The sequence below is a fragment of the Streptomyces sp. CCM_MD2014 genome (assembly GCF_000772045.1).
Classification (GTDB): Bacteria; Actinomycetota; Actinomycetes; order Streptomycetales; family Streptomycetaceae; genus Streptomyces; species Streptomyces salinarius.
Genome location: NZ_CP009754.1, coordinates 7,423,919 through 7,441,106, shown reverse-complemented (window position 1 = coordinate 7,441,106; position 17,188 = coordinate 7,423,919). Strand labels below are relative to the sequence as shown.

General features: G+C 73.6%; 19 protein-coding genes and 1 pseudogene. 14 read left to right on the top strand and 6 right to left on the bottom strand.

Translation table 11 applies throughout. The features are described from left to right. The first annotated feature begins 10 nt into the window (after positions 1-10). Positions 11-238 carry a DUF397 domain-containing protein gene (locus NI25_RS33190; RefSeq protein ID WP_061447197.1) on the top strand — a complete coding sequence of 76 codons (228 nt, stop codon included), beginning with the start codon at positions 11-13 and terminating at the stop codon, positions 236-238. A 40-nt stretch (positions 239-278) separates the two neighbouring features. On the opposite strand, the gene NI25_RS33185 is transcribed toward NI25_RS33190, so the two are convergent. Then, a complete protein-coding gene (locus NI25_RS33185; RefSeq protein WP_061445994.1) occupies positions 279-1,406 on the bottom strand; it encodes an 8-amino-7-oxononanoate synthase in 1,128 nt (375 codons plus the stop codon). 149 nt (positions 1,407-1,555) lie between these two features. Between NI25_RS33185 and bioB the strand changes: the two genes are divergently transcribed. The 5 genes and pseudogenes from bioB to NI25_RS38080 form a co-directional block, all read left to right on the top strand. Further along, positions 1,556-2,791, top strand: a complete 1,236-nt coding sequence (gene bioB / locus NI25_RS33180) for a biotin synthase BioB (RefSeq protein WP_061445993.1) — start codon at positions 1,556-1,558, stop codon at positions 2,789-2,791. Further along, complete coding sequence (locus NI25_RS33175; RefSeq protein WP_061445992.1) at positions 2,784-4,070, top strand: adenosylmethionine--8-amino-7-oxononanoate transaminase; 1,287 nt, start codon at positions 2,784-2,786, stop codon at positions 4,068-4,070. The genes bioB and NI25_RS33175 overlap by 8 nt, the downstream gene beginning before the upstream one ends. Before the next feature lies 1 nt (position 4,071). Continuing rightward, on the top strand, positions 4,072-4,788 hold the full coding sequence (gene bioD, locus NI25_RS33170; protein WP_061445991.1) for a dethiobiotin synthase: 717 nt from the start codon (positions 4,072-4,074) through the stop codon (positions 4,786-4,788). 494 nt (positions 4,789-5,282) lie between these two features. Then, entirely contained in the window at positions 5,283-5,960 is a 678-nt protein-coding gene (locus tag NI25_RS33165; protein ID WP_061445990.1) for a class I SAM-dependent methyltransferase, read from the top strand. 12 nt (positions 5,961-5,972) lie between these two features. Beyond that, positions 5,973-6,218, top strand: a pseudogene (locus NI25_RS38080) (PadR family transcriptional regulator); the annotation flags it as partial. On the opposite strand, the gene NI25_RS33160 reads toward NI25_RS38080, so the two are convergent. Continuing rightward, on the bottom strand, positions 6,157-6,531 hold the full coding sequence (locus NI25_RS33160) for a hypothetical protein (protein ID WP_061445989.1): 375 nt from the start codon (positions 6,529-6,531) through the stop codon (positions 6,157-6,159). The pseudogene NI25_RS38080 and the gene NI25_RS33160 overlap by 62 nt on opposite strands. 17 nt (positions 6,532-6,548) lie before the next feature. Continuing rightward, complete coding sequence (locus NI25_RS33155; RefSeq protein ID WP_061445988.1) at positions 6,549-6,776, bottom strand: toxin-antitoxin system, antitoxin component; 228 nt, start codon at positions 6,774-6,776, stop codon at positions 6,549-6,551. 138 nt (positions 6,777-6,914) lie between these two features. Between NI25_RS33155 and NI25_RS33150 the strand changes: the two genes are divergently transcribed. The 7 genes from NI25_RS33150 (at position 6,915) to mug (ending at position 13,746) form a co-directional block, all read left to right on the top strand. Then, positions 6,915-7,805, top strand: a complete 891-nt coding sequence (locus NI25_RS33150) for an LLM class F420-dependent oxidoreductase (protein ID WP_061445987.1) — start codon at positions 6,915-6,917, stop codon at positions 7,803-7,805. Positions 7,806-7,887: 82 nt separating this feature from the next. Further along, positions 7,888-8,313, top strand: coding sequence for a GNAT family N-acetyltransferase (locus NI25_RS33145; protein WP_061445986.1), 426 nt, complete (start codon positions 7,888-7,890; stop codon positions 8,311-8,313). A gap of 80 nt (positions 8,314-8,393) precedes the next feature. Then, positions 8,394-9,788, top strand: a complete 1,395-nt coding sequence (locus NI25_RS33140; protein WP_061445985.1) for a hemolysin family protein — start codon at positions 8,394-8,396, stop codon at positions 9,786-9,788. Then, positions 9,785-10,798: a hemolysin family protein gene (locus NI25_RS33135; protein ID WP_061445984.1), complete on the top strand. Its 1,014-nt coding sequence runs from the start codon at positions 9,785-9,787 to the stop codon at positions 10,796-10,798. The genes NI25_RS33140 and NI25_RS33135 overlap by 4 nt, the downstream gene beginning before the upstream one ends. Positions 10,799-10,880: 82 nt before the next feature. After that, a complete protein-coding gene (locus NI25_RS33130) occupies positions 10,881-11,663 on the top strand; it encodes an SGNH/GDSL hydrolase family protein (protein WP_061445983.1) in 783 nt (260 codons plus the stop codon). 86 nt (positions 11,664-11,749) lie between these two features. Further along, positions 11,750-13,192 (top strand): adenylosuccinate lyase, encoded by a 1,443-nt coding sequence (purB, locus tag NI25_RS33125; protein ID WP_061445982.1) that lies wholly within the window; start codon positions 11,750-11,752, stop codon positions 13,190-13,192. Continuing rightward, on the top strand, positions 13,189-13,746 hold the full coding sequence (mug, locus tag NI25_RS33120) for a G/U mismatch-specific DNA glycosylase (protein WP_078884923.1): 558 nt from the start codon (positions 13,189-13,191) through the stop codon (positions 13,744-13,746). Before purB ends, mug begins: the two co-directional genes overlap by 4 nt. A 9-nt stretch (positions 13,747-13,755) precedes the next feature. Here the strand turns inward: mug and NI25_RS33115 are convergent, their stop codons facing one another. From NI25_RS33115 to NI25_RS33105, 3 genes are all read right to left on the bottom strand, one after another. Continuing rightward, positions 13,756-14,196 (bottom strand): hypothetical protein, encoded by a 441-nt coding sequence (locus tag NI25_RS33115; RefSeq protein WP_061445980.1) that lies wholly within the window; start codon positions 14,194-14,196, stop codon positions 13,756-13,758. Between the two features lie 69 nt (positions 14,197-14,265). Further along, positions 14,266-14,991: an ABC transporter permease subunit gene (locus NI25_RS33110; RefSeq protein WP_061445979.1), complete on the bottom strand. Its 726-nt coding sequence runs from the start codon at positions 14,989-14,991 to the stop codon at positions 14,266-14,268. 2 nt (positions 14,992-14,993) lie between these two features. Next, a complete protein-coding gene (locus tag NI25_RS33105) occupies positions 14,994-15,914 on the bottom strand; it encodes an ABC transporter ATP-binding protein (protein ID WP_061445978.1) in 921 nt (306 codons plus the stop codon). A gap of 108 nt (positions 15,915-16,022) precedes the next feature. Between NI25_RS33105 and NI25_RS33100 the strand changes: the two genes are divergently transcribed. Beyond that, positions 16,023-17,180 carry a sensor histidine kinase gene (locus NI25_RS33100; protein ID WP_061445977.1) on the top strand — a complete coding sequence of 386 codons (1,158 nt, stop codon included), beginning with the start codon at positions 16,023-16,025 and terminating at the stop codon, positions 17,178-17,180. Positions 17,181-17,188 lie beyond the last annotated feature (8 nt).

The following is a 17,188-nucleotide window of genomic DNA, read 5'->3' as shown; positions in this document are numbered from 1 at the left end:
GTCAGGCTTCATGTCCGAACGTCCCCGGAACATCCCTGTCAGCACCGATCTGCCCGGCGTGCGGTGGTTGCGCAGCAGCTACAGCACCGGGGCGAACAACTGTGTGGAGACGGCCCGTCCGTCGGCCGGCCCCCGGGCCGGACTGCTCGCCGTGCGCGACTCCAAGAACCCGGCCGGGCCCGCCCTGCTCTTCTCCCCGGGGAGCTGGACGGCCTTCACCGCGGGCGTCCGCGCCTGATCCGCGGGCACCGGACGACGCACGGCCGTGTCACGCCGACTCATGGCCGCGTTTCGCCGATCACCCGTACAGCGCGTTCGATCTGATCCCCGGAGAGGTCCCCGCGAGCGGTCAGCCTGAGCCGTGAGATCCCGTCGGGCACGGAAGGGGGGCGGAAGCAGCCCACGGACAGGCCGGCCGCACGGCAGTCGGCCGCCCATCGCACGGCCCCCTCCGGGGAGGGCGCGCGCACCGAGACCACCGCGGCGTCCGGACGTACCGCGTCCAGACCCGCGGCGGTCAGGCGTGCGTGCAGTTCGGCGGCTACGGCACGGGCCCGCGCCGCGCGCTCCGGCTCGCGGCCGAGCAGCCTGAGAGCCGCCAGGGCCGCCCCGGCCGCGGCGGGGGCGAGTCCGGTGTCGAAGATGAACGTGCGGGCGACGTTGACCAGGTGCTCGATCACCCGGGCCGGGCCCAGTACGGCGCCGCCCTGGGCGCCGAGCGACTTGGACAGCGTGACGGTCGCGACCACGTCGCCGCGGCCCGCGAGTCCCGCCCCCTGCGGGGCACCCCGGCCGCCGTCGCCGAGCACGCCGAGGCCGTGGGCGTCGTCGACGACCAGTCCGGCGCCGTGCTCCCGGCAGGCCTCGGCGAGCGCGTCCAGGGGCGCGGCGTCGCCGTCGACCGAGAAGACCGTGTCGGAGACGACGACGGCGGGTCCGTCGTGCGTCGCCAGCGCCTTGCGCACGGCGTCCGGGTCGGCGTGCCCTACGACCTGGGTGGTGCCTCCGGCGAGCCGGCAACCGTCGATCAGCGAGGCGTGGTTGCCGGCGTCGGAGACGACGAGACTGCCGTGCGGTGCCAGTGCGGTGACCGCGGCGAGGTTGGCCGCGTAGCCGGAGGAGAGGACGAGCGCGGCCTCGAACCCGCAGAACTCGGCCAGTTCGCGCTCGAGCTCGGTGTGCAGCCGGGTCGTGCCGGTCACGAGCCGCGAGCCGGTCGCGCCGCCGCCCCAGGTCCGCGCGGCCCGGACCGCCCCTTCGACGACCTCGGGGTGCCTGGTCAGTCCCAGGTAGTCGTTGCTCGCCAGATCCAGCAGCGGCGAGGCTGCCGGGCGGGGCCGCAGCACCCGTACGAGGCCCGCCTCGCGTCGCGAGCGGTCCTGCTCGTCGATCCAGCCGAACGCCATGGGCGGTCCTCCGGGGTTTTGTAGGCAATGAACAGACATTAGCGGTCCGGCCACCCCCGCGAGGTGTGGCAATACCCACACGTCGATCTGTCAGTGTTGTGCAAAGTCTCCTTGGCCGCGGACGGCCCCTTAGGACAGGATCGGCTCCCATGGACCTGCTGAACACGCTGGTGGACAAGGGGCTTCGGCGCGAGTCGCCGACCCGCGAGGAGGCGCTCGCCGTCCTCGCCACTTCCGACGACGACGTGCTCGACGTGGTGGCCGCGGCCGGAAAGGTGCGCCGCCACTGGTTCGGCCGACGGGTGAAACTCAACTACCTCGTCAACCTCAAGTCGGGCCTGTGTCCCGAGGACTGCTCGTACTGCTCCCAGCGGCTGGGCTCCAAGGCGGAGATCCTCAAGTACACCTGGCTCAAGCCCGACCAGGCCTCCGCGGCCGCCGCGGCGGGGGTGTCCGGGGGCGCCAAGCGGGTGTGCCTGGTGGCCAGCGGCCGCGGCCCCACCGACCGGGACGTGGACCGGGTCTCGGAGACCATCAAGGCCATCAAGGAGCAGAACGAGTCGGTCGAGGTGTGCGCCTGCCTGGGGCTGCTCTCGGACGGGCAGGCGGAGCGGCTGCGGGAGGCCGGTGCCGACGCCTACAACCACAACCTCAACACCTCCGAGGCGACGTACGGCGACATCACCACCACGCACACGTACGCCGACCGGGTGGACACGGTGAACAAGGCGCACGCGGCCGGCCTGTCCGCCTGTTCCGGTCTCATCGCGGGCATGGGAGAGAGCGACGAGGACCTCGTCGACGTGGTCTTCTCGCTGCGCGAGCTGGACCCGGACTCGGTGCCGGTCAACTTCCTGATCCCGATGGAGGGCACGCCGCTGGCCAAGGAGTGGCACCTCACCCCGCAGCGGTGCCTGCGCATCCTGGCGATGACGCGGTTCGTCTGCCCGGACGTCGAGGTGCGCATCGCGGGCGGGCGCGAGGTCCATCTGCGCACGATGCAGCCGCTCGCCCTGCACCTGGCCAACTCGATCTTCCTCGGCGACTACCTCACCAGTGAGGGCCAGGCCGGCCACAAGGACCTGGAGATGATCGCGGACGCCGGCTTCGAGGTGGAGGGCACCGGCGAGGTCACGCTGCCGGAACACCGGGCCTCGGCGCGGAGCGGCGGCTGCGGCTCGCACACGGACGGCGGCGGATGCGGGTCGCACGCGGACGCCGGCGGCGCGGGCGCCGGGGGCTGCGGCTCGCACGCGGGCGGTGGGGTGTGCGCCCCGGCGTCAGCGTCCACGCCCGCGCCGGCCCGCGCCACCGAGGAGCCCCGCACGGACCTGGTGGCGGTACGCCGCCGCGGCGCCGGGACGGACCTCGCGCCCAATGCCTGAGCCCGCGTTGAACGTCGCCGAGTTGCTGGCGCTGGACCGGCGGCACGTATGGCACCCGTACGGGCCCATGCCCGGCCGGCAGGATCCGCTCGTCGTGGAGTCGGCGAGCGGGGTGCGGTTGCGGCCCGCCGACGGCTCCGGAGAACTGGTCGACGGGATGTCGTCCTGGTGGTCGGCGATCCACGGCTACAACCACCCGGTGCTGAACGAGGCCGCACGGGAGCAGTTGGAGCGGATGAGCCACGTGATGTTCGGCGGGCTCACCCACGAGCCCGCCGTGCGGCTGGCGAAGCTCCTTGTCGACATGTCACCCGAAGGCCTGGAGCATGTGTTCCTCGCCGACTCCGGGTCGGTGTCGGTCGAGGTCGCCGTCAAGATGTGCCTGCAGTACTGGCGTTCGCTCGGCCGCCCCGGCAAGCAGCGCCTGCTCACCTGGCGCGGCGGCTACCACGGCGACACCTGGCAGCCCATGTCGGTGTGCGACCCGGAGGGGGGCATGCACGAGCTCTGGTCCGGCGTCCTGCCGCGCCAGGTCTTCGCCGACGCGCCCCCGGCGGAGTACGAGGAGACGTACGCCGACCACCTGCGGTCGCTGATCGAACGGCACGCCGGCGAACTGGCCGCGGTGATCGTGGAGCCGGTGGTGCAGGGCGCGGGCGGGATGCGGTTCCACTCCCCCGCGTACCTGCGGGTGCTGCGGGAGGCGTGCGACGCGCACGACGTACTGCTGGTGTTCGACGAGATCGCGACGGGGTTCGGCCGGACGGGCGCGCTGTTCGCGGCGGAGCACGCGGCGGTGACGCCGGACGTGATGTGCGTGGGCAAGGCGCTGACCGGCGGTTATCTGACCATGGCGGCCACGCTGTGCACGTCGCGGGTGGCCGAGGGCATCTCGCGCGGCGAGGTGCCGGTGCTGGCTCACGGGCCGACCTTCATGGCCAACCCGCTGGCGGCGGCCGTGGCGTGCGCGTCGATCGGGCTGCTGCTCGGGCAGGACTGGCTCGCCGAGGTGAAGCGGATCGAGGCGGGCCTGGGCGAAGGACTCGCGCCCGCCGCCGAGCTGCCGGGCGTGCGCGACGTACGCGTGCTCGGCGCGATCGGGGTGGTGCAGCTGGACCACGACGTCGACATGCGGGCGGCGACGGCGGCCGCCGTGCGGGAGGGCGTGTGGCTGCGCCCGTTCCGCGACCTGGTCTACACCATGCCGCCGTACGTCACGGGTGACGCGGACGTGGCACGGATCGCCCGCGCGGTGTGCGCGGTGGCTCGGGAGGGATGACATGCCGGTACTGGTGATCACGGGTACGGGCACGGAGGTCGGCAAGACGGTCGTGACCGCCGCCGTCGCCGCGGCGGCGGTGGCGGGCGGCCGGTCGGTGGCCGTGCTGAAGGCCGCGCAGACGGGCGTGGGCCCGGAGGAGGCCGGGGACGCCCAGGAGGTGGCCCGGCTCGCGGGTGACGTGACGGTCGCCGAAGTGGCCCGGTATCCCGAGCCGTTGGCGCCGGGCACGGCCGCGCGCCGGGCCGGGCGGGCACCGGTGCACCCGCCGCAGGTGGCGGAGGCCGCGGCCAAGCTGGCCACCGAGCACGATCTGGTCCTGGTCGAGGGCGCGGGCGGGCTCCTCGTACGCTTCGACGCGGACGGCGGGACATTGGCGGACGTGGCCGGGCTGCTGGACGCGCCGGTGCTGGTGGTGACGTCGGCCGGCCTGGGCACGCTGAACACGACCGAGCTGACCGCGCGCGAACTGCGGTCCCGGGGCCTGGAGCTGCCGGGGCTGGTGATCGGCAGCTGGCCCGGGTCCCCGGACCTCGCCGCCCGCTGCAACCTCGCGGACCTCCCGGACGTCTCCGGCGCTCCCCTCGTCGGCGCGGTCCCGGCCGGGGCGGGGTCCCTGTCCCCGGCCGACTTCCGGGCGACGGCACGGCACTGGCTGGCTCCGCCGCTGGACGGCACGTGGGACGCGGACGCGTTCGCCGAGGTGCACGGCCCCTGACCGGGGGTGCCTTCGGGACGGCGGTATGTCCCGGACGGGCGGCGCGTTCGCGCGGCGGTGCCTTGTGACCGGCGGCGGCGCGCCGTATCCGGCGGTGCGGCCGTGACGATGGCGGGCCCCGTGACCGGCGGCGCGTCCGGGGCGGCAGCGCGTCCGGGGCAGCGGCGTGTCCGGGGCGGCGGCGCGTCCGGGGCAGCGGGGCGTCCGGGGCAGCGGGGCGTCCGTGACCGGCGGTGCGTTCGGGACGGCGGTGCGTCCGGGGCAGCGGGGCGTCCGTGACCGGCGGTGCGTTCGGGACGGCGGTGCGTTCGGGACGGCGGTGCTTGTGACCAGAGTTCACCGTCCGCGACGAGGCTGGGGCCCCGGAACCGTGCGAGTCCCGGGTGGCCCCCGGCCTCGGCGGGGTGGCTCCGAGAGAGTCGTCGGCGCGGTGGGTGCGCGGGGCCCGGGCGGGGGAGAATCGCGGTAAGGCGTCACCTCGTGAGGGAGGTCCCATGCCGCTGCCATCCGTCCGGGCCCGCGGGCTGCCGCGGGATGCCGTGCACCATCCGCTGTTCGCCCGTTGGTACGCCCGGATGAGTGTGGGCGCCGAGACCCGGATGGGCATGGCACACGTGCGCGAGCGGCTGCTCGCCGGGCTGTCCGGGCGGGTGATCGAGGTGGGCGCGGGCAACGGGCTGAACTTCTCGCACTACCCGGGCACCGTCTCCGAGGTCGTCGCCATCGAGCCGGAGCGTGTGCTGCGGCGCCTGGCGGTGGACGCGGCGCAGCACGCGCAGGTTCCGGTGGACGTGGCACCCGGCACGGCGGAGGCGCTGCCGGTCAAGAGCGAGGCCTTCGACGCGGCCGTGGTGTCGTTGGTGCTCTGCAGCGTCCGGGACGTGCCGCGAGCGCTCGCGGAGCTGCGGCGGGTCCTGCGCCCCGGCGGACAGGTGCGGTTCTTCGAGCACGGCCGGGGCGGCGGGCGGGTGATGACCTTCACCCAGCGCGCGCTGGACCGGACGCTGTGGCCGCCCCTGTCCGGTGGCTGCCACCTGTCCCGCGAACCGGTCGCGGCGCTGCGGGACGCGGGGTTCGCTCTCGGTCCCTACCGGCGCTTGATGATGCCGGAGAACGGACCGGCGCTGCCGAGTTCGTACTGCGTGCTGGGCACGGCCTGGCGGCCGTCCTGAGCCGCCGCCGGCCTGGAGAAGATGCGGGCCTCCCTGGCCCGCACCCGGGAGCGACTCGACGACTACACGCTTGAGCTCCAGCGCCACGGAATGGAGTCCGTGGAGCGCGAGATGCGCTGGCTGAACGAGCTCATCGAGAGCGAGCGGGCGGGGCGGGACCCGAGGGGTTCCGCCGCGGAGGGGACCGCTCAACAGGTCACGCGCTCCACCGGCGCAGTTCGTCCGCGATCTCCTCGACCGACGCCTCGCCCCTCTTGACCAGCAGCGCGAGGTCCCGTACCTGCTCGGCCTCGGGGGCGACCTTGACCCCGCTCGCGACCAGGTAGGCGTAGGCGACCGCGGAGGCGAACAGGGCGTTGGAGCGCTCCAGCGCCGGGACGTGGATCAGCAGCTGGAGCAGGGCCGCGGCGCGGGCGTGCGGGGTGGTGTAGACCGGGGTGCCGAATATCTCGGCGCGGTGGCGGGCCACGGCCGCGACGAGCGCGCCCCAGTCGGTGACCTGGGGATCACCGGGAGTGCGCTGCTCGGCGAGCATCAGCAGCCAGGCGAGATCGATGCTGAGGTCGTTCATCCGGGGTGCGTGAGGGCTCAGCGACGGCCCTCGCCGACCTCCTCGGCGAAGACCTTCTCGTACTGCCGCATGAAGTCGGCGGCGGCCTCCACGAAGGTGTGGCCGGCCTCCCCGGTGTCCTGCCGGACCAGTTCCTCGATGTAGCGGTTGACGCTCATCCCCCGGGCCAGGGCCTTCTCGCGGGCCGCCCGGGCGGTGCCCTCGTCCACCCGCACGTTCAGCTGGGCCTTCCGGGTCTTCGCCATACCCAGAAGCTAGCGCCGAAACGCTAGCAACGGCAAGGCCTGCCCGGCGGGCCGGCGGGCCGGCGGGGGCTTCCTGCCCGGCACACGGAGGTGATTGACTCCTCGTGACCCGAAGTCACCCGTGTGTGAGGAGAGTTCATGCCGCGTCCGTTCCGCTTCGGCGTCAATCTCATGAGCGCCGCCCCGGCAGACGAGTGGGACGCCAAGTGCCGGCGGGCCGAGGAACTCGGGTACGACGTGATCCTGGTGCCGGACCACCTCGGCATGCCGGCGCCCTTCCCCGCGCTGATCGCCGCGGCCCGGGCCACCGAGCGGCCCCGGCTCGGCACGTTCGTGCTCAACACGGGCTTCTGGAACCCGGCGCTGCTCGCCCGGGAGGTCGCGACCACGGACGCCCTGACGGGCGGGCGCCTGGAACTCGGGCTCGGCACCGGCTACGTGCGCGCGGAGCACGACACCGCCGGCCTGGCCTTCGGTTCGCCGGGCGAGCGGGTGGACCACCTCCGGCGCACCGTCGAGGAACTGGAGCGGCTGCTGGGCGACGAGGAGCACCTGCCCCGGCCCGTGCAGCGGCCCGGGGTGCCGCTGCTGATCGGCGCGAACGGCGACCGGATGCTGGAGCTGACCGCCCGGCACGCCGCCGTCGCCGCGTTCACCGGCGGGCGGACCGTGCGGGGCAGCGCGACGGGACAGCTGGCGCCCCTCACCGCCGAGGAGCTCGACGAGCGGGTCGCCCGCTACCGGGAGCTGGCGGTGGGCCGCGAGGAACCGGCGGAGCTGAACCTGCTCATCCAGATGGTCGTCGTCACCGAGGACCGTGCCGCCGCCGTCCGCCCCTACCTGGAGTACCTGCCCCACCTCACGCCCGGACAGGCGCTGGAGCTGCCCATCTTCCTGGCCGGGACCCTGGAGCAGATCACCGCGCAGGTGCGGGCGCAGCGGGAGCGGTACGGCTTCACCTACCTGACCGTGCTGGAGCCGTACATGGAGGCCTTCGCCCCGGTGCTGGGGGCCCTGCGAGAGGACTGACCACCGCGGGCTCGAGCACCGCGCCGGTCCGCATGCCGGAAATGCCGCACGGGGGTCCGGCGCGCGTGGTGGGATCGCGGCCATGAGTGATCTGCGCATACGGCCCGCCGGGCCCGAGGACCTGGACACCGTGCTGGCCTTCTGGAAGACGGCCGCCGAGGGGACGAGCATCAGCGACGACCGGGACGGCGTGGAGCGCCTGGTGACGCGCGACCCGGAGGCGCTGATCCTGGCCGAGCGCGGCGGGGAGCTGGTGGGCACGGTGATCGCGGGCTTCGACGGCTGGCGCTGTCACCTGTACCGGCTGGCGGTGCACCCGGACCAGCGGCGCCGGGGCATCGGCTCGGCCCTGCTCACCGCGGCCGGCGAGCGGTTCGTCCGGCTGGGCGGGCGCCGCGGGGACGCGATGGTGCTGGTGGGCAACGAGCGGGCCCAGCATGCCTGGCGGGCGGCCGGGTACGAGCCGCAGGAGCAGTGGCGGCGCTGGGTGAAGCCTCTCACCGGCTGAGCGCCCCGGACGAAAGGTTGAAGGCTTGAACATCGGGCGAACCTCCGGTTCCTGGTCGATCATGGATCCGAGGTGACCCGATGACCGAAGTGCTCCTGCTGCTGGTGGCGATCCTGCTCTCGCTCGCGTGCGGCGCCTTCGTGGCGGCCGAGTTCTCCCTGACCACCGTGGAACGGGGCGAGCTGGAGCGGGCCGCGGCGCGGGGTGAGCGGGGCGCGGCGAGCGCCCTCAAGGGCGTACGGAACCTGACCTTCCAGCTCTCCGGCGCGCAGCTCGGCATCACGGTCACCAACCTGGTCGTCGGCATGCTGGCCGAGCCGTCGGTCGCGGCGCTGATCTCCGGGCCGCTGGAGGACCTGGGCATCTCCCGTTCGGCGGCCTCCTCGCTGGCGCTGGTGCTCGGCACGGCCCTGTCCACGGTCTTCCTGATGATCGTCGGCGAGCTGGTGCCGAAGAACTGGGCGATCTCCTCGCCGCTGGCCGTGGCCAAGCGGGTGGGCGGCCCGCAGCGCTGGTTCAGCACCGCCTTCCGGCCCTTCATCACCCACCTGAACAACACCGCCAACCGCGTCGTGCGCCGCTTCGGGGTGGAGCCCGCCGAGGAACTGGCGTCGGCGCGCGGGCCGCAGGAGCTGGCGGCGCTCGCCCGGCACTCGGCGAAGGAGGGCGCGCTGGAGCCCGACACCGCCGAGTTGTTCGTGCGCACGCTGAACCTGGCCGACCTGACGGCGCAGCAGGTCATGACCCCGCGGGTCCAGGTCGTGGCCCTGGAGGCGCGGGCGTCCTGCCAGGACGTGGCGAACGCGACGCGGGCGACGGGGTTGTCCCGGTTCCCCGTCTACCGGGAGACCCTCGACGCCGTGGTCGGCACGGCGCACGTCAAGGACGTCCTGGCGGTGCCCGCCGAGCGGCGGCCCGCAATGCCGGTGGCCGACCTGATGCGCGAGCCGTTGCTCGTGCCCGAGTCACTGACCGTGGACCGGCTCCTGGACCGGCTGTCCGGGCGGCGCACGATGGCCGTGGTGATCGACGAGTACGGCGGTACGGCGGGGGTGGCCACGCTGGAGGACATCGTCGAGGAGGTCGTCGGCCAGGTGCGGGACGAGCACGACCCGCACGAGACGCCCGACCTCGACCCGGCCGGCACGGACGAGGAGGGGCACGCGCTGTACTGGGCCGACGGTTCGGCACGCGTGGACCGGCTGGAACGGCTCGGGCTGCGGGTGCCCGAGGGGCCGTACGAGACGGTCGCGGGGCTGATCGCGGCCGGACTCGGGCGCATCCCCGCCGTCGGCGACCGTCTGGACGTCGTCGGCTGGCGGCTGGACGTCGTGGACGCCACGGGGCGCCGGGCGGCCCGGGTGCTGATGCACGCTCCCCTGGACGACGCGGCCGGCCCGGGCTCGGACTCCGGCTCCGGCTCCGGCTCCGGCTCCGGCTCCGGCGGGGAGGATGAAGGGGAGGCCGGCCGATGACCGCCGTACAGCTGCTGATCGGTCTGGCGACGCTGGTCGTCAACGCGTTCTTCGTGGGCGCCGAGTTCGCGCTGATCTCCGTGCGCCGCAGCCAGGTGGAGCCGTACGCCGAAGAAGGCGACGCGCGTGCCAAGCGCGTGCTGTGGGGGCTGGAGCACGTGTCCGCGCTGCTGGCCGCGGCGCAGCTCGGCATCACCCTGTGCACGCTGGTCCTCGGCATCGTCGCGGAACCGGCGATCGCGCACCTGCTGGAGCCGGTGTTCCACGCGGTGGGTGTGCCGTCGGGCGCGGGGCACGCCGTGTCCTTCGTGATCGCCCTGACGCTGGCGACGTATCTGCACATGCTGCTCGGCGAAATGGTGCCGAAGAACATCGCGCTGGCCGAGCCCGTCCGCAGCGCGCTGCTCCTCGGGCCCCCGCTGGTGGCGCTGTCCCGGGCACTGCGCCCGGTGATCTTCACGGTCAACGCCTTCGCGAACGGGCTGCTCAAGCTGCTCAGGGTCGAGGCGAAGAACGAGGTGGCGGCGACGTTCACGGACGCGGAACTGGCGGAGATCGTCAAGGACGCCGGCGAGGCCGGGCTGATCGACGACCGGGCCAGGGAGCGGCTGCACGACGCCCTGGAGCTGGGCCGCCGGCCGGTGCGGGACGTGGTGCTGCCGCTGGAGCGCGTCGTCCACGCGCGCGTGGGCATCACCCCGGAGCAGCTGGAGCGGCTCTCGGCGCAGTCCGGGTTCTCCCGTTTCCCGGTGGTGGACGAGGGGCGGCGGATCGTCGGCTATCTGCACGTGAAGGACGCCCTGGACGCCTCGCCGCGGGACGTGCCGTTCCGGCTGCGGGACATGCGTCCCATCGCCCGGGTGCGCGAGCGCACCCCGCTCGACGACGTGCTCACCGCCATGCGGCGCAGCCGCACCCACCTGGCGGCGGTGCTCGGCTCGGACGGGCGGCTCGCGGGACTGGTGACCATGGAGGACGTGCTGCGGGAGCTGTTCGGGCAACGGACGTGAGCGGTGTCCGCGCGGACCCGGGTGGCAGGCCCGGAGGGCGACCGACCGGCGGGTATGTGCAGGGGATACCATTTCCGTCGCCATGCAGACGAACCCCACGTACACCAGTCTCGTCGCCGTCGGCGACTCCTTCACCGAAGGCATGTCGGACCTGCTGCCCGACGGCTCCTACCGGGGCTGGGCCGACCTCCTCGCCGCGCGGATGGCTGCCCGCTCCCCCGGCTTCCGGTACGCCAACCTCGCGGTGCGCGGGAAGCTGATCGGGCAGATCGTCGACGAGCAGGTGGACGTGGCCGCGGCCATGGGCGCCGACGTGATCACGCTGGTCGGCGGGCTCAACGACACGTTGCGGCCCAAGTGCGACATGGCCCGGGTGCGGGACCTGCTGACCCAGGCCGTGGAACGGCTCGCCCCGAACTGCAAGCAGCTCGTGCTGATGCGCAGCCCGGGCCGTCAGGGCCCGGTCCTGGAACGGTTCCGGCCGCGCATGGAGGCGCTGTTCGCCGTCATCGACGACCTCGCCGGACAGCACGGTGCCGTCGTCGTCGACCTCTACTCGGCCCGCTCGCTGGCCGACCCGCGGCTGTGGGACGTGGACCGGCTGCACCTGACCGCCGAGGGCCACCGCCGGGTCGCGGAGGCCGTGTGGCAGTCCCTCGGTCACGAGGCCGAGGACCCCGACTGGCACGCGCCGATCCCGCCGACCCCGCCCCCGGGCTGGGCGGCGCGCAGGACCGCCGACGTCCGGTTCGCCCGGCAGCACCTGCTGCCCTGGATAGGCCGCAGGCTGACCGGCCGCTCGTCCGGCGACGGCCTGCCGCCCAAGCGCCCGGACCTGCTCCCCTACGAAGGCCCCGCGCGGTGATCCCCCGGCGCCTCGGGTCGTTCGTAGGTTCCGACGAACGGCCCCGCGGCGCCGACCTGCACGAATCGCCAGTAGAATCCGTCCACGTGACTTCCGCTCCCGCCAAGCCCCGCATCCCGAACGTCCTCGCCGGACGCTACGCCTCCGCCGAGCTCGCCACGCTCTGGTCGCCCGAGCAGAAGGTGAAGCTGGAGCGGCAGCTCTGGCTCGCCGTGCTGCGGGCCCAGAAGGACCTGGGCATCGAGGTGCCCGACGCCGCGATCGCCGACTACGAGCGCGTCCTGGACCAGGTCGACCTGGCCTCGATCGCCGAGCGCGAGAAGGTCACCCGGCACGACGTGAAGGCGCGGATCGAGGAGTTCAACGACCTCGCCGGGCACGAGCACGTGCACAAGGGCATGACCTCGCGCGACCTCACGGAGAACGTGGAGCAGCTGCAGATCCGGCTGTCGCTGGAGCTGATCCGGGACCGTGCGGTGGCCGTCCTGGCCCGTCTCGGCAAGCTGGCCGGCGAGTACGGCGAGCTGGTCATGGCCGGCCGCTCCCACAACGTCGCCGCCCAGGCCACGACGCTGGGCAAGCGGTTCGCCACCGCCGCCGACGAGCTGCTCGTCGCGTACGGCCGGGTGGAGGAGCTGCTCGGCCGCTACCCGCTGCGCGGCATCAAGGGCCCGGTCGGCACCGCCCAGGACATGCTGGACCTGCTCGGCGGCGACGCCGGCAAGCTCGCCGAGCTGGAGCAGCGGATCGCCGGGCACCTCGGCTTCTCGCAGGCGTTCACCTCGGTCGGCCAGGTCTACCCGCGCTCCTTGGACTACGAGGTCGTCACCGCGCTGGTGCAGCTGGCGGCGGCGCCGTCGTCGCTGGCCAAGACCATCCGGCTGATGGCCGGGCACGAGCTGGTCACCGAGGGCTTCAAGCCCGGCCAGGTCGGTTCCTCGGCGATGCCGCACAAGATGAACACCCGCTCCTGCGAGCGCGTCAACGGCCTGATGGTGATCCTGCGCGGGTACGCCTCGATGACCGGCGAACTGGCGGGCGACCAGTGGAACGAGGGCGACGTGTCCTGCTCGGTGGTGCGCCGGGTGGCGCTCCCCGACGCGTTCTTCGCGCTGGACGGCCTGCTGGAGACGTTCCTGACCGTCCTCGACGAGTTCGGTGCCTTCCCGGCCGTGGTGGCCCGGGAGCTGGACCGCTACCTGCCGTTCCTGGCCACCACCAAGGTGCTGATGGGCGCGGTGCGGGCCGGCGTGGGCCGCGAGGTCGCGCACGAGGCGATCAAGGAGAACGCGGTCGCCTCCGCGCTGGCCATGCGCGAGCAGGGCGCCGAGCGCAACGAGCTGCTGGACAAGCTGGCCGCCGACGACCGCATCCCGCTGGACCGGGCCGCTCTGGACGCCCTGATGGCCGACAAGCTCTCCTTCACCGGCGCCGCCGCCGGCCAGGTCGGTGTCGTCGTCGGCCGGATCGAGGAGATCGTCAAGCGCCACCCGGAGGCCGCCGGATACACCCCCGGAGCCATCCTCTGACCCGCTTCACCCGGGCCGAGCTGGAGGCCGCCCGCGACCGTCTCGTACCGGACGTCGTCGCGGACGGTCTCCGTGTGCTGTTCTGCGGCATCAACCCCGGCCTGATGACGGCGGTGACGGGCCACCACTTCGCGCGTCCCGGCAACCGCTTCTGGCCGGTCCTGCATCTGTCCGGGTTCACGCCCCGGCTGCTGAAGCCGTCGGAGCAGGACCAGTTGCCGTCGTTCGGGCTCGGCATCACGAACGTCGTGGCGCGTGCCAGTGCGCGGGCGGACGAGCTGACCGCCGAGGAGTACCGGGAGGGCGGACGGCTGCTGGTCGCGAAGGTGGCGCGGCTGCGTCCCCGCTGGCTGGCCGTGGTCGGCGTCACCGCGTACCGGACCGCGTTCGACGAGCGGAGGGCGCAGGTCGGGCCGCAGGAGCGGATGTTCGGGAGTACCCGGGTGTGGGTGCTGCCCAACCCGAGCGGGCTGAACGCGCACTGGACTGCGCAGACGATGGCGGAGGAGTTCGCCCGGCTGCGGGTCGCGGCGGAGGCACGGCCGGAGACGTAGGCGGGACGGTCACGGTGGTGCCTCCTCCGTGACCACCGCCAGCAGCCGCACCTCGTCCGCCCCGTCGCGGTCGGCGACGGCCACGGCGGCCCAGCGGCCGGTGCCCTCCACCTCCCAGAGGTACGCCACGCGGGCGTGGGCGCTCAGGGCGGCCCACGGCTCGGGTATCTCCTCCCGCTCGGTCCGCAGCAGGACCGTCTGCAGGTTCCAGGGGGCCGTCGAACCCCAGCGCGGTGCGAGCCGTTCGCAGAGCGCGTCCCGCTCCTTCTCGTACTGCTCCACCGTCACCGCCCGCTCCGCCGGGTCTCGGCCGCCGAGACCGTGACTGCTCTTCAGCACCGCCCAGAAGCACCCGGGACCCGCGGCGCCCTCGGCCGACGGGCCGTGCTCCGCCGGGAAGGGCCGGAAGCACAGCTCGTCGATGAGGGCGAGGTGCCGTGCGATGTCCATGTGTCCAGTAAACCCGCCCCCACTGACAATTGGCGGGGCGTCAGACGGGCCCTGGCCGGCCGCGCGTGCTCAGGCGTCCCGGCGGCGCAGTCGCCAGAACCCGGCCAGGAGGGCGGCGGCCGCCCACAGCGCGGTCATCGCGAGCCCGGTCCAGGGGCCCAGCGTCCCGTCGTACGTCTGGCGGAGGACGATCTGCCCCGCCTTGTCCGGCAGGAAGTCGGCGATGGTGCCCGCCGCGTCCCCGATCACGAAGGAGACGATGAGGATGAACGGAATCAGGGTGGACAGGGTGGCCACGCCACTGCGGAAGAGGGTGGTGAGTCCGGCCGCGAACAGGGCCATGAGCATGAGGTAGATCCCACAGCCCACGACGCCACGGACCTGCTGACCGGCGGTGAGTCCGTCCGCCGCCCCGCCGAGGCCGGCACGAGCGGCGAAGAGGGCGGCGAGTGCGGTGACCAGCCCGACCGCGAGGGCCGGTACGGCGACGACCACCAGCTTCGCCGCGAACCACCGGCCCCGCTGCGGGACCGCGGCCAGGGTGAGCCGGATGCCGTTGCCCTGGTACTCGCTGGAGACGACGACGGCTCCGAAGGCGATGGCCGCGATCTGGCCCGGCATGACCCCGGACAGCGCCATGAACAGCGGGTCGAAGTCCGGGTCGGAGGTGTCGGACACCCCCGCCAGCGCGGAGAACGCCGTGGTGGCGGCGAACAGGGCCAGCAGGGTGCCGCACAGCGAGCGCAGGGTGAGCACCTTGAGCGCTTCCGCGCGGAGGACGGGCGTGAGGTTCATGGTCAGGCCTCCTGGGGCTGTGCGGCGAACTCGGTCTCGGCGGCGGTCAGGTCGAGGTAGGCCTGCTCCAGCGTGCCCTGGTCCGCGGTCAGTTCGAGGACGGGCACACCCGCGCCGGACACGATCCGGCCGATGTCCTCCACGCGCGCGTCGGACACGGTCCAGTACCCGTCGCCGTGTTCCACGGCGGCGTGGCCGTGCCCGGCGAGTGCGGCTTTCAGCGCGGTCGCGTCCGAGGTCCGGACGCGGACCCGTGGCCGCACGCGCGCGTCGATGAACTCCCGCATCGGTGTGTCGGCCAGCAGGCGGCCCCGGCCGAGGACGACCAGGTGGTCGGCGAAGGACGCGGTCTCGTTCATCAGGTGACTGGAGACCAGGACCGTGCGCCCCTCGGCCGCCAGCCGGCGCAGCAGTTCCCGGATCCAGACGATGCCCTCGGGGTCCAGCCCGTTGGACGGCTCGTCCAGCAGCACCACTTCGGGATCGCCCAGCAGCGCGGCGGCGATGCCCAGCCGCTGGCGCATGCCCAGGGAGTACGTCCTCACCCGGCGGCCGGCCACGGACGCGATGCCCGTCTCCTCCATCACCTCGTCGACCCGTCGGTGGGGGACGCGGTTGCTCGCCGCCAGGACCCGCAGGTGGTTCCGGGCGGTGCGCGAGCCGTGGGCGGCGTCCGCGTCGAGCAGGGCGCCCACGTGCCGCAGCGGCTCGTACAGGGTGGTGTAGGCGCGTCCGCCGACGGTCGCGCTCCCGGAGGTGGGCCGGTCCAGGCCCAGCACGAGCCGCATGGTGGTGGACTTGCCGGCGCCGTTGGGGCCGAGAAAGCCGGTGACGCGGCCGGGGCGCACGGTGAAGGTGAGGTCGTCGACGGCTCGTCGGGTGCCGTACTCCTTGGTGAGGTTCTGGACGTCGATGCTGGTCATGGCAGCAGCGTGCCGGTCGGTGCGCGGGCGGGGCCTCCCCCGCCGGTGGAGATCGTCTCCCCCTGGCGGGGGAGGTCCGGTGTCGGTGGCGGCTGGCACGATGACGGGATGATCCGCCTTCTGCGTCCGCTGTGCCGGGGGACGACCTACACACGGCTGCTGCACCTGTGGGTGCCCATGCTCGTGGTCAGTGTGTGGGCGCTCGTCGACGACACGACACTGTGGGTGCCGGCGGCGGTGCTGGTCCCGATCGGGTTCGTACCGGCCGTGCGGACCGGCGAGGGGGTGCAGGCCCGTCTGCTCCTCACGCCCGGCCACGAGGACTCCGCCTTCTCGGTGGCGCCCTCGGCGAACTGGCGGGACCGGCTGCGCACAGTGGTGTGGCTGCAGGTGCGCATGCTCCTGGGCGCCCTGACCACCGGCGTCTGTGTCTGGCTGCCGATTCTCGCCGTCGAGCTGGTCCGGCACGCCCTGGGCCACCGGGTGGACGACATACCGTTCCTGCGGGACGCGGCGCCGCACTGGGCGTACGTTCTCCTCACCCCGCTCCCCCTCCTCGCCCTGTACGGCTCCGTGGTCGCCCTCGGTTCCCTGGCCACGGCCGGGGCCCGTGCGCTGCTCGGCCCGTCCGCCGCCGAACGGCTCTCCGCCCTGGAGGAACGCACCGAGCAACTCCTGGAACGCAATCGCATCGCACGCGAGCTGCACGACTCCATCGGCCACGCGCTGACCGTCGCCGTCCTCCAGGCGGGGGCCGCGCGCGCGGCGAACAGCGCGGAGTTCACCGACCGTGCCCTGACCGCCATCGAGGAGACGGGCAGGGCGGCGCTGGAGGATCTCGAGCGGGTGCTCGGCGTACTGCGGGAGTCGGAGCGGCCGGCGAGCAGCAGACCGACTCTCGCGGACGCCGACCGGCTGCTGGAGTCCGCGCGGGCCTCGGGGGCCAAGGTCGACGCCGAGGTCGCGGGCCCGCTGGAGACGCTGCCGGGCCACGTCTCCCGTGAGGGCTACCGCATCCTGCAGGAGGCGCTGACCAATGTGCTGCGGCACGCGGGGGCCGTGCCCGCGCGCGTGCGCATCGAGGTGGCGGACGGCGCGCTCACCCTGGACGTGCGCAATCCGCTGCCGGACGCGGGAGCCGCGCCGGGACACGGGGGCGGACTGCGGGGCATACGCGAACGGGCCGCGCTGCTGGGCGGCCGGGCGCACACGGGGCCGGACGGCGCCGGTGACTGGACGGTGCGCGTAGAGCTGCCGCCGGGCTGATCTAGGCT

Bases quoted from the DNA above. Each gene is read 5' to 3' on its own strand.
- NI25_RS33155 (WP_061445988.1), bottom strand. From the start codon at position 6,776: ATGGCGAAGACCCGGAAGGCCCAGCTGAACGTGCGGGTGGACGAGGGC.
- NI25_RS33160 (WP_061445989.1), bottom strand. From the start codon at position 6,531: ATGAACGACCTCAGCATCGATCTCGCCTGGCTGCTGATGCTCGCCGAG.
- NI25_RS33140 (WP_061445985.1), top strand. From the start codon at position 8,394: ATGACCGAAGTGCTCCTGCTGCTGGTGGCGATCCTGCTCTCGCTCGCG.
- NI25_RS33130 (WP_061445983.1), top strand. From the start codon at position 10,881: ATGCAGACGAACCCCACGTACACCAGTCTCGTCGCCGTCGGCGACTCC.
- NI25_RS33185 (WP_061445994.1), bottom strand. From the start codon at position 1,406: ATGGCGTTCGGCTGGATCGACGAGCAGGACCGCTCGCGACGCGAGGCG.
- NI25_RS33135 (WP_061445984.1), top strand. From the start codon at position 9,785: ATGACCGCCGTACAGCTGCTGATCGGTCTGGCGACGCTGGTCGTCAAC.
- NI25_RS33175 (WP_061445992.1), top strand. From the start codon at position 2,784: ATGCCTGAGCCCGCGTTGAACGTCGCCGAGTTGCTGGCGCTGGACCGG.
- NI25_RS33145 (WP_061445986.1), top strand. From the start codon at position 7,888: ATGAGTGATCTGCGCATACGGCCCGCCGGGCCCGAGGACCTGGACACC.
- bioD (WP_061445991.1), top strand. From the start codon at position 4,072: ATGCCGGTACTGGTGATCACGGGTACGGGCACGGAGGTCGGCAAGACG.
- NI25_RS33165 (WP_061445990.1), top strand. From the start codon at position 5,283: ATGCCGCTGCCATCCGTCCGGGCCCGCGGGCTGCCGCGGGATGCCGTG.
- NI25_RS33100 (WP_061445977.1), top strand. From the start codon at position 16,023: ATGATCCGCCTTCTGCGTCCGCTGTGCCGGGGGACGACCTACACACGG.
- bioB (WP_061445993.1), top strand. From the start codon at position 1,556: ATGGACCTGCTGAACACGCTGGTGGACAAGGGGCTTCGGCGCGAGTCG.
- NI25_RS33150 (WP_061445987.1), top strand. From the start codon at position 6,915: ATGCCGCGTCCGTTCCGCTTCGGCGTCAATCTCATGAGCGCCGCCCCG.
- NI25_RS33105 (WP_061445978.1), bottom strand. From the start codon at position 15,914: ATGACCAGCATCGACGTCCAGAACCTCACCAAGGAGTACGGCACCCGA.
- NI25_RS33110 (WP_061445979.1), bottom strand. From the start codon at position 14,991: ATGAACCTCACGCCCGTCCTCCGCGCGGAAGCGCTCAAGGTGCTCACC.
- NI25_RS33190 (WP_061447197.1), top strand. From the start codon at position 11: ATGTCCGAACGTCCCCGGAACATCCCTGTCAGCACCGATCTGCCCGGC.
- NI25_RS33115 (WP_061445980.1), bottom strand. From the start codon at position 14,196: ATGGACATCGCACGGCACCTCGCCCTCATCGACGAGCTGTGCTTCCGG.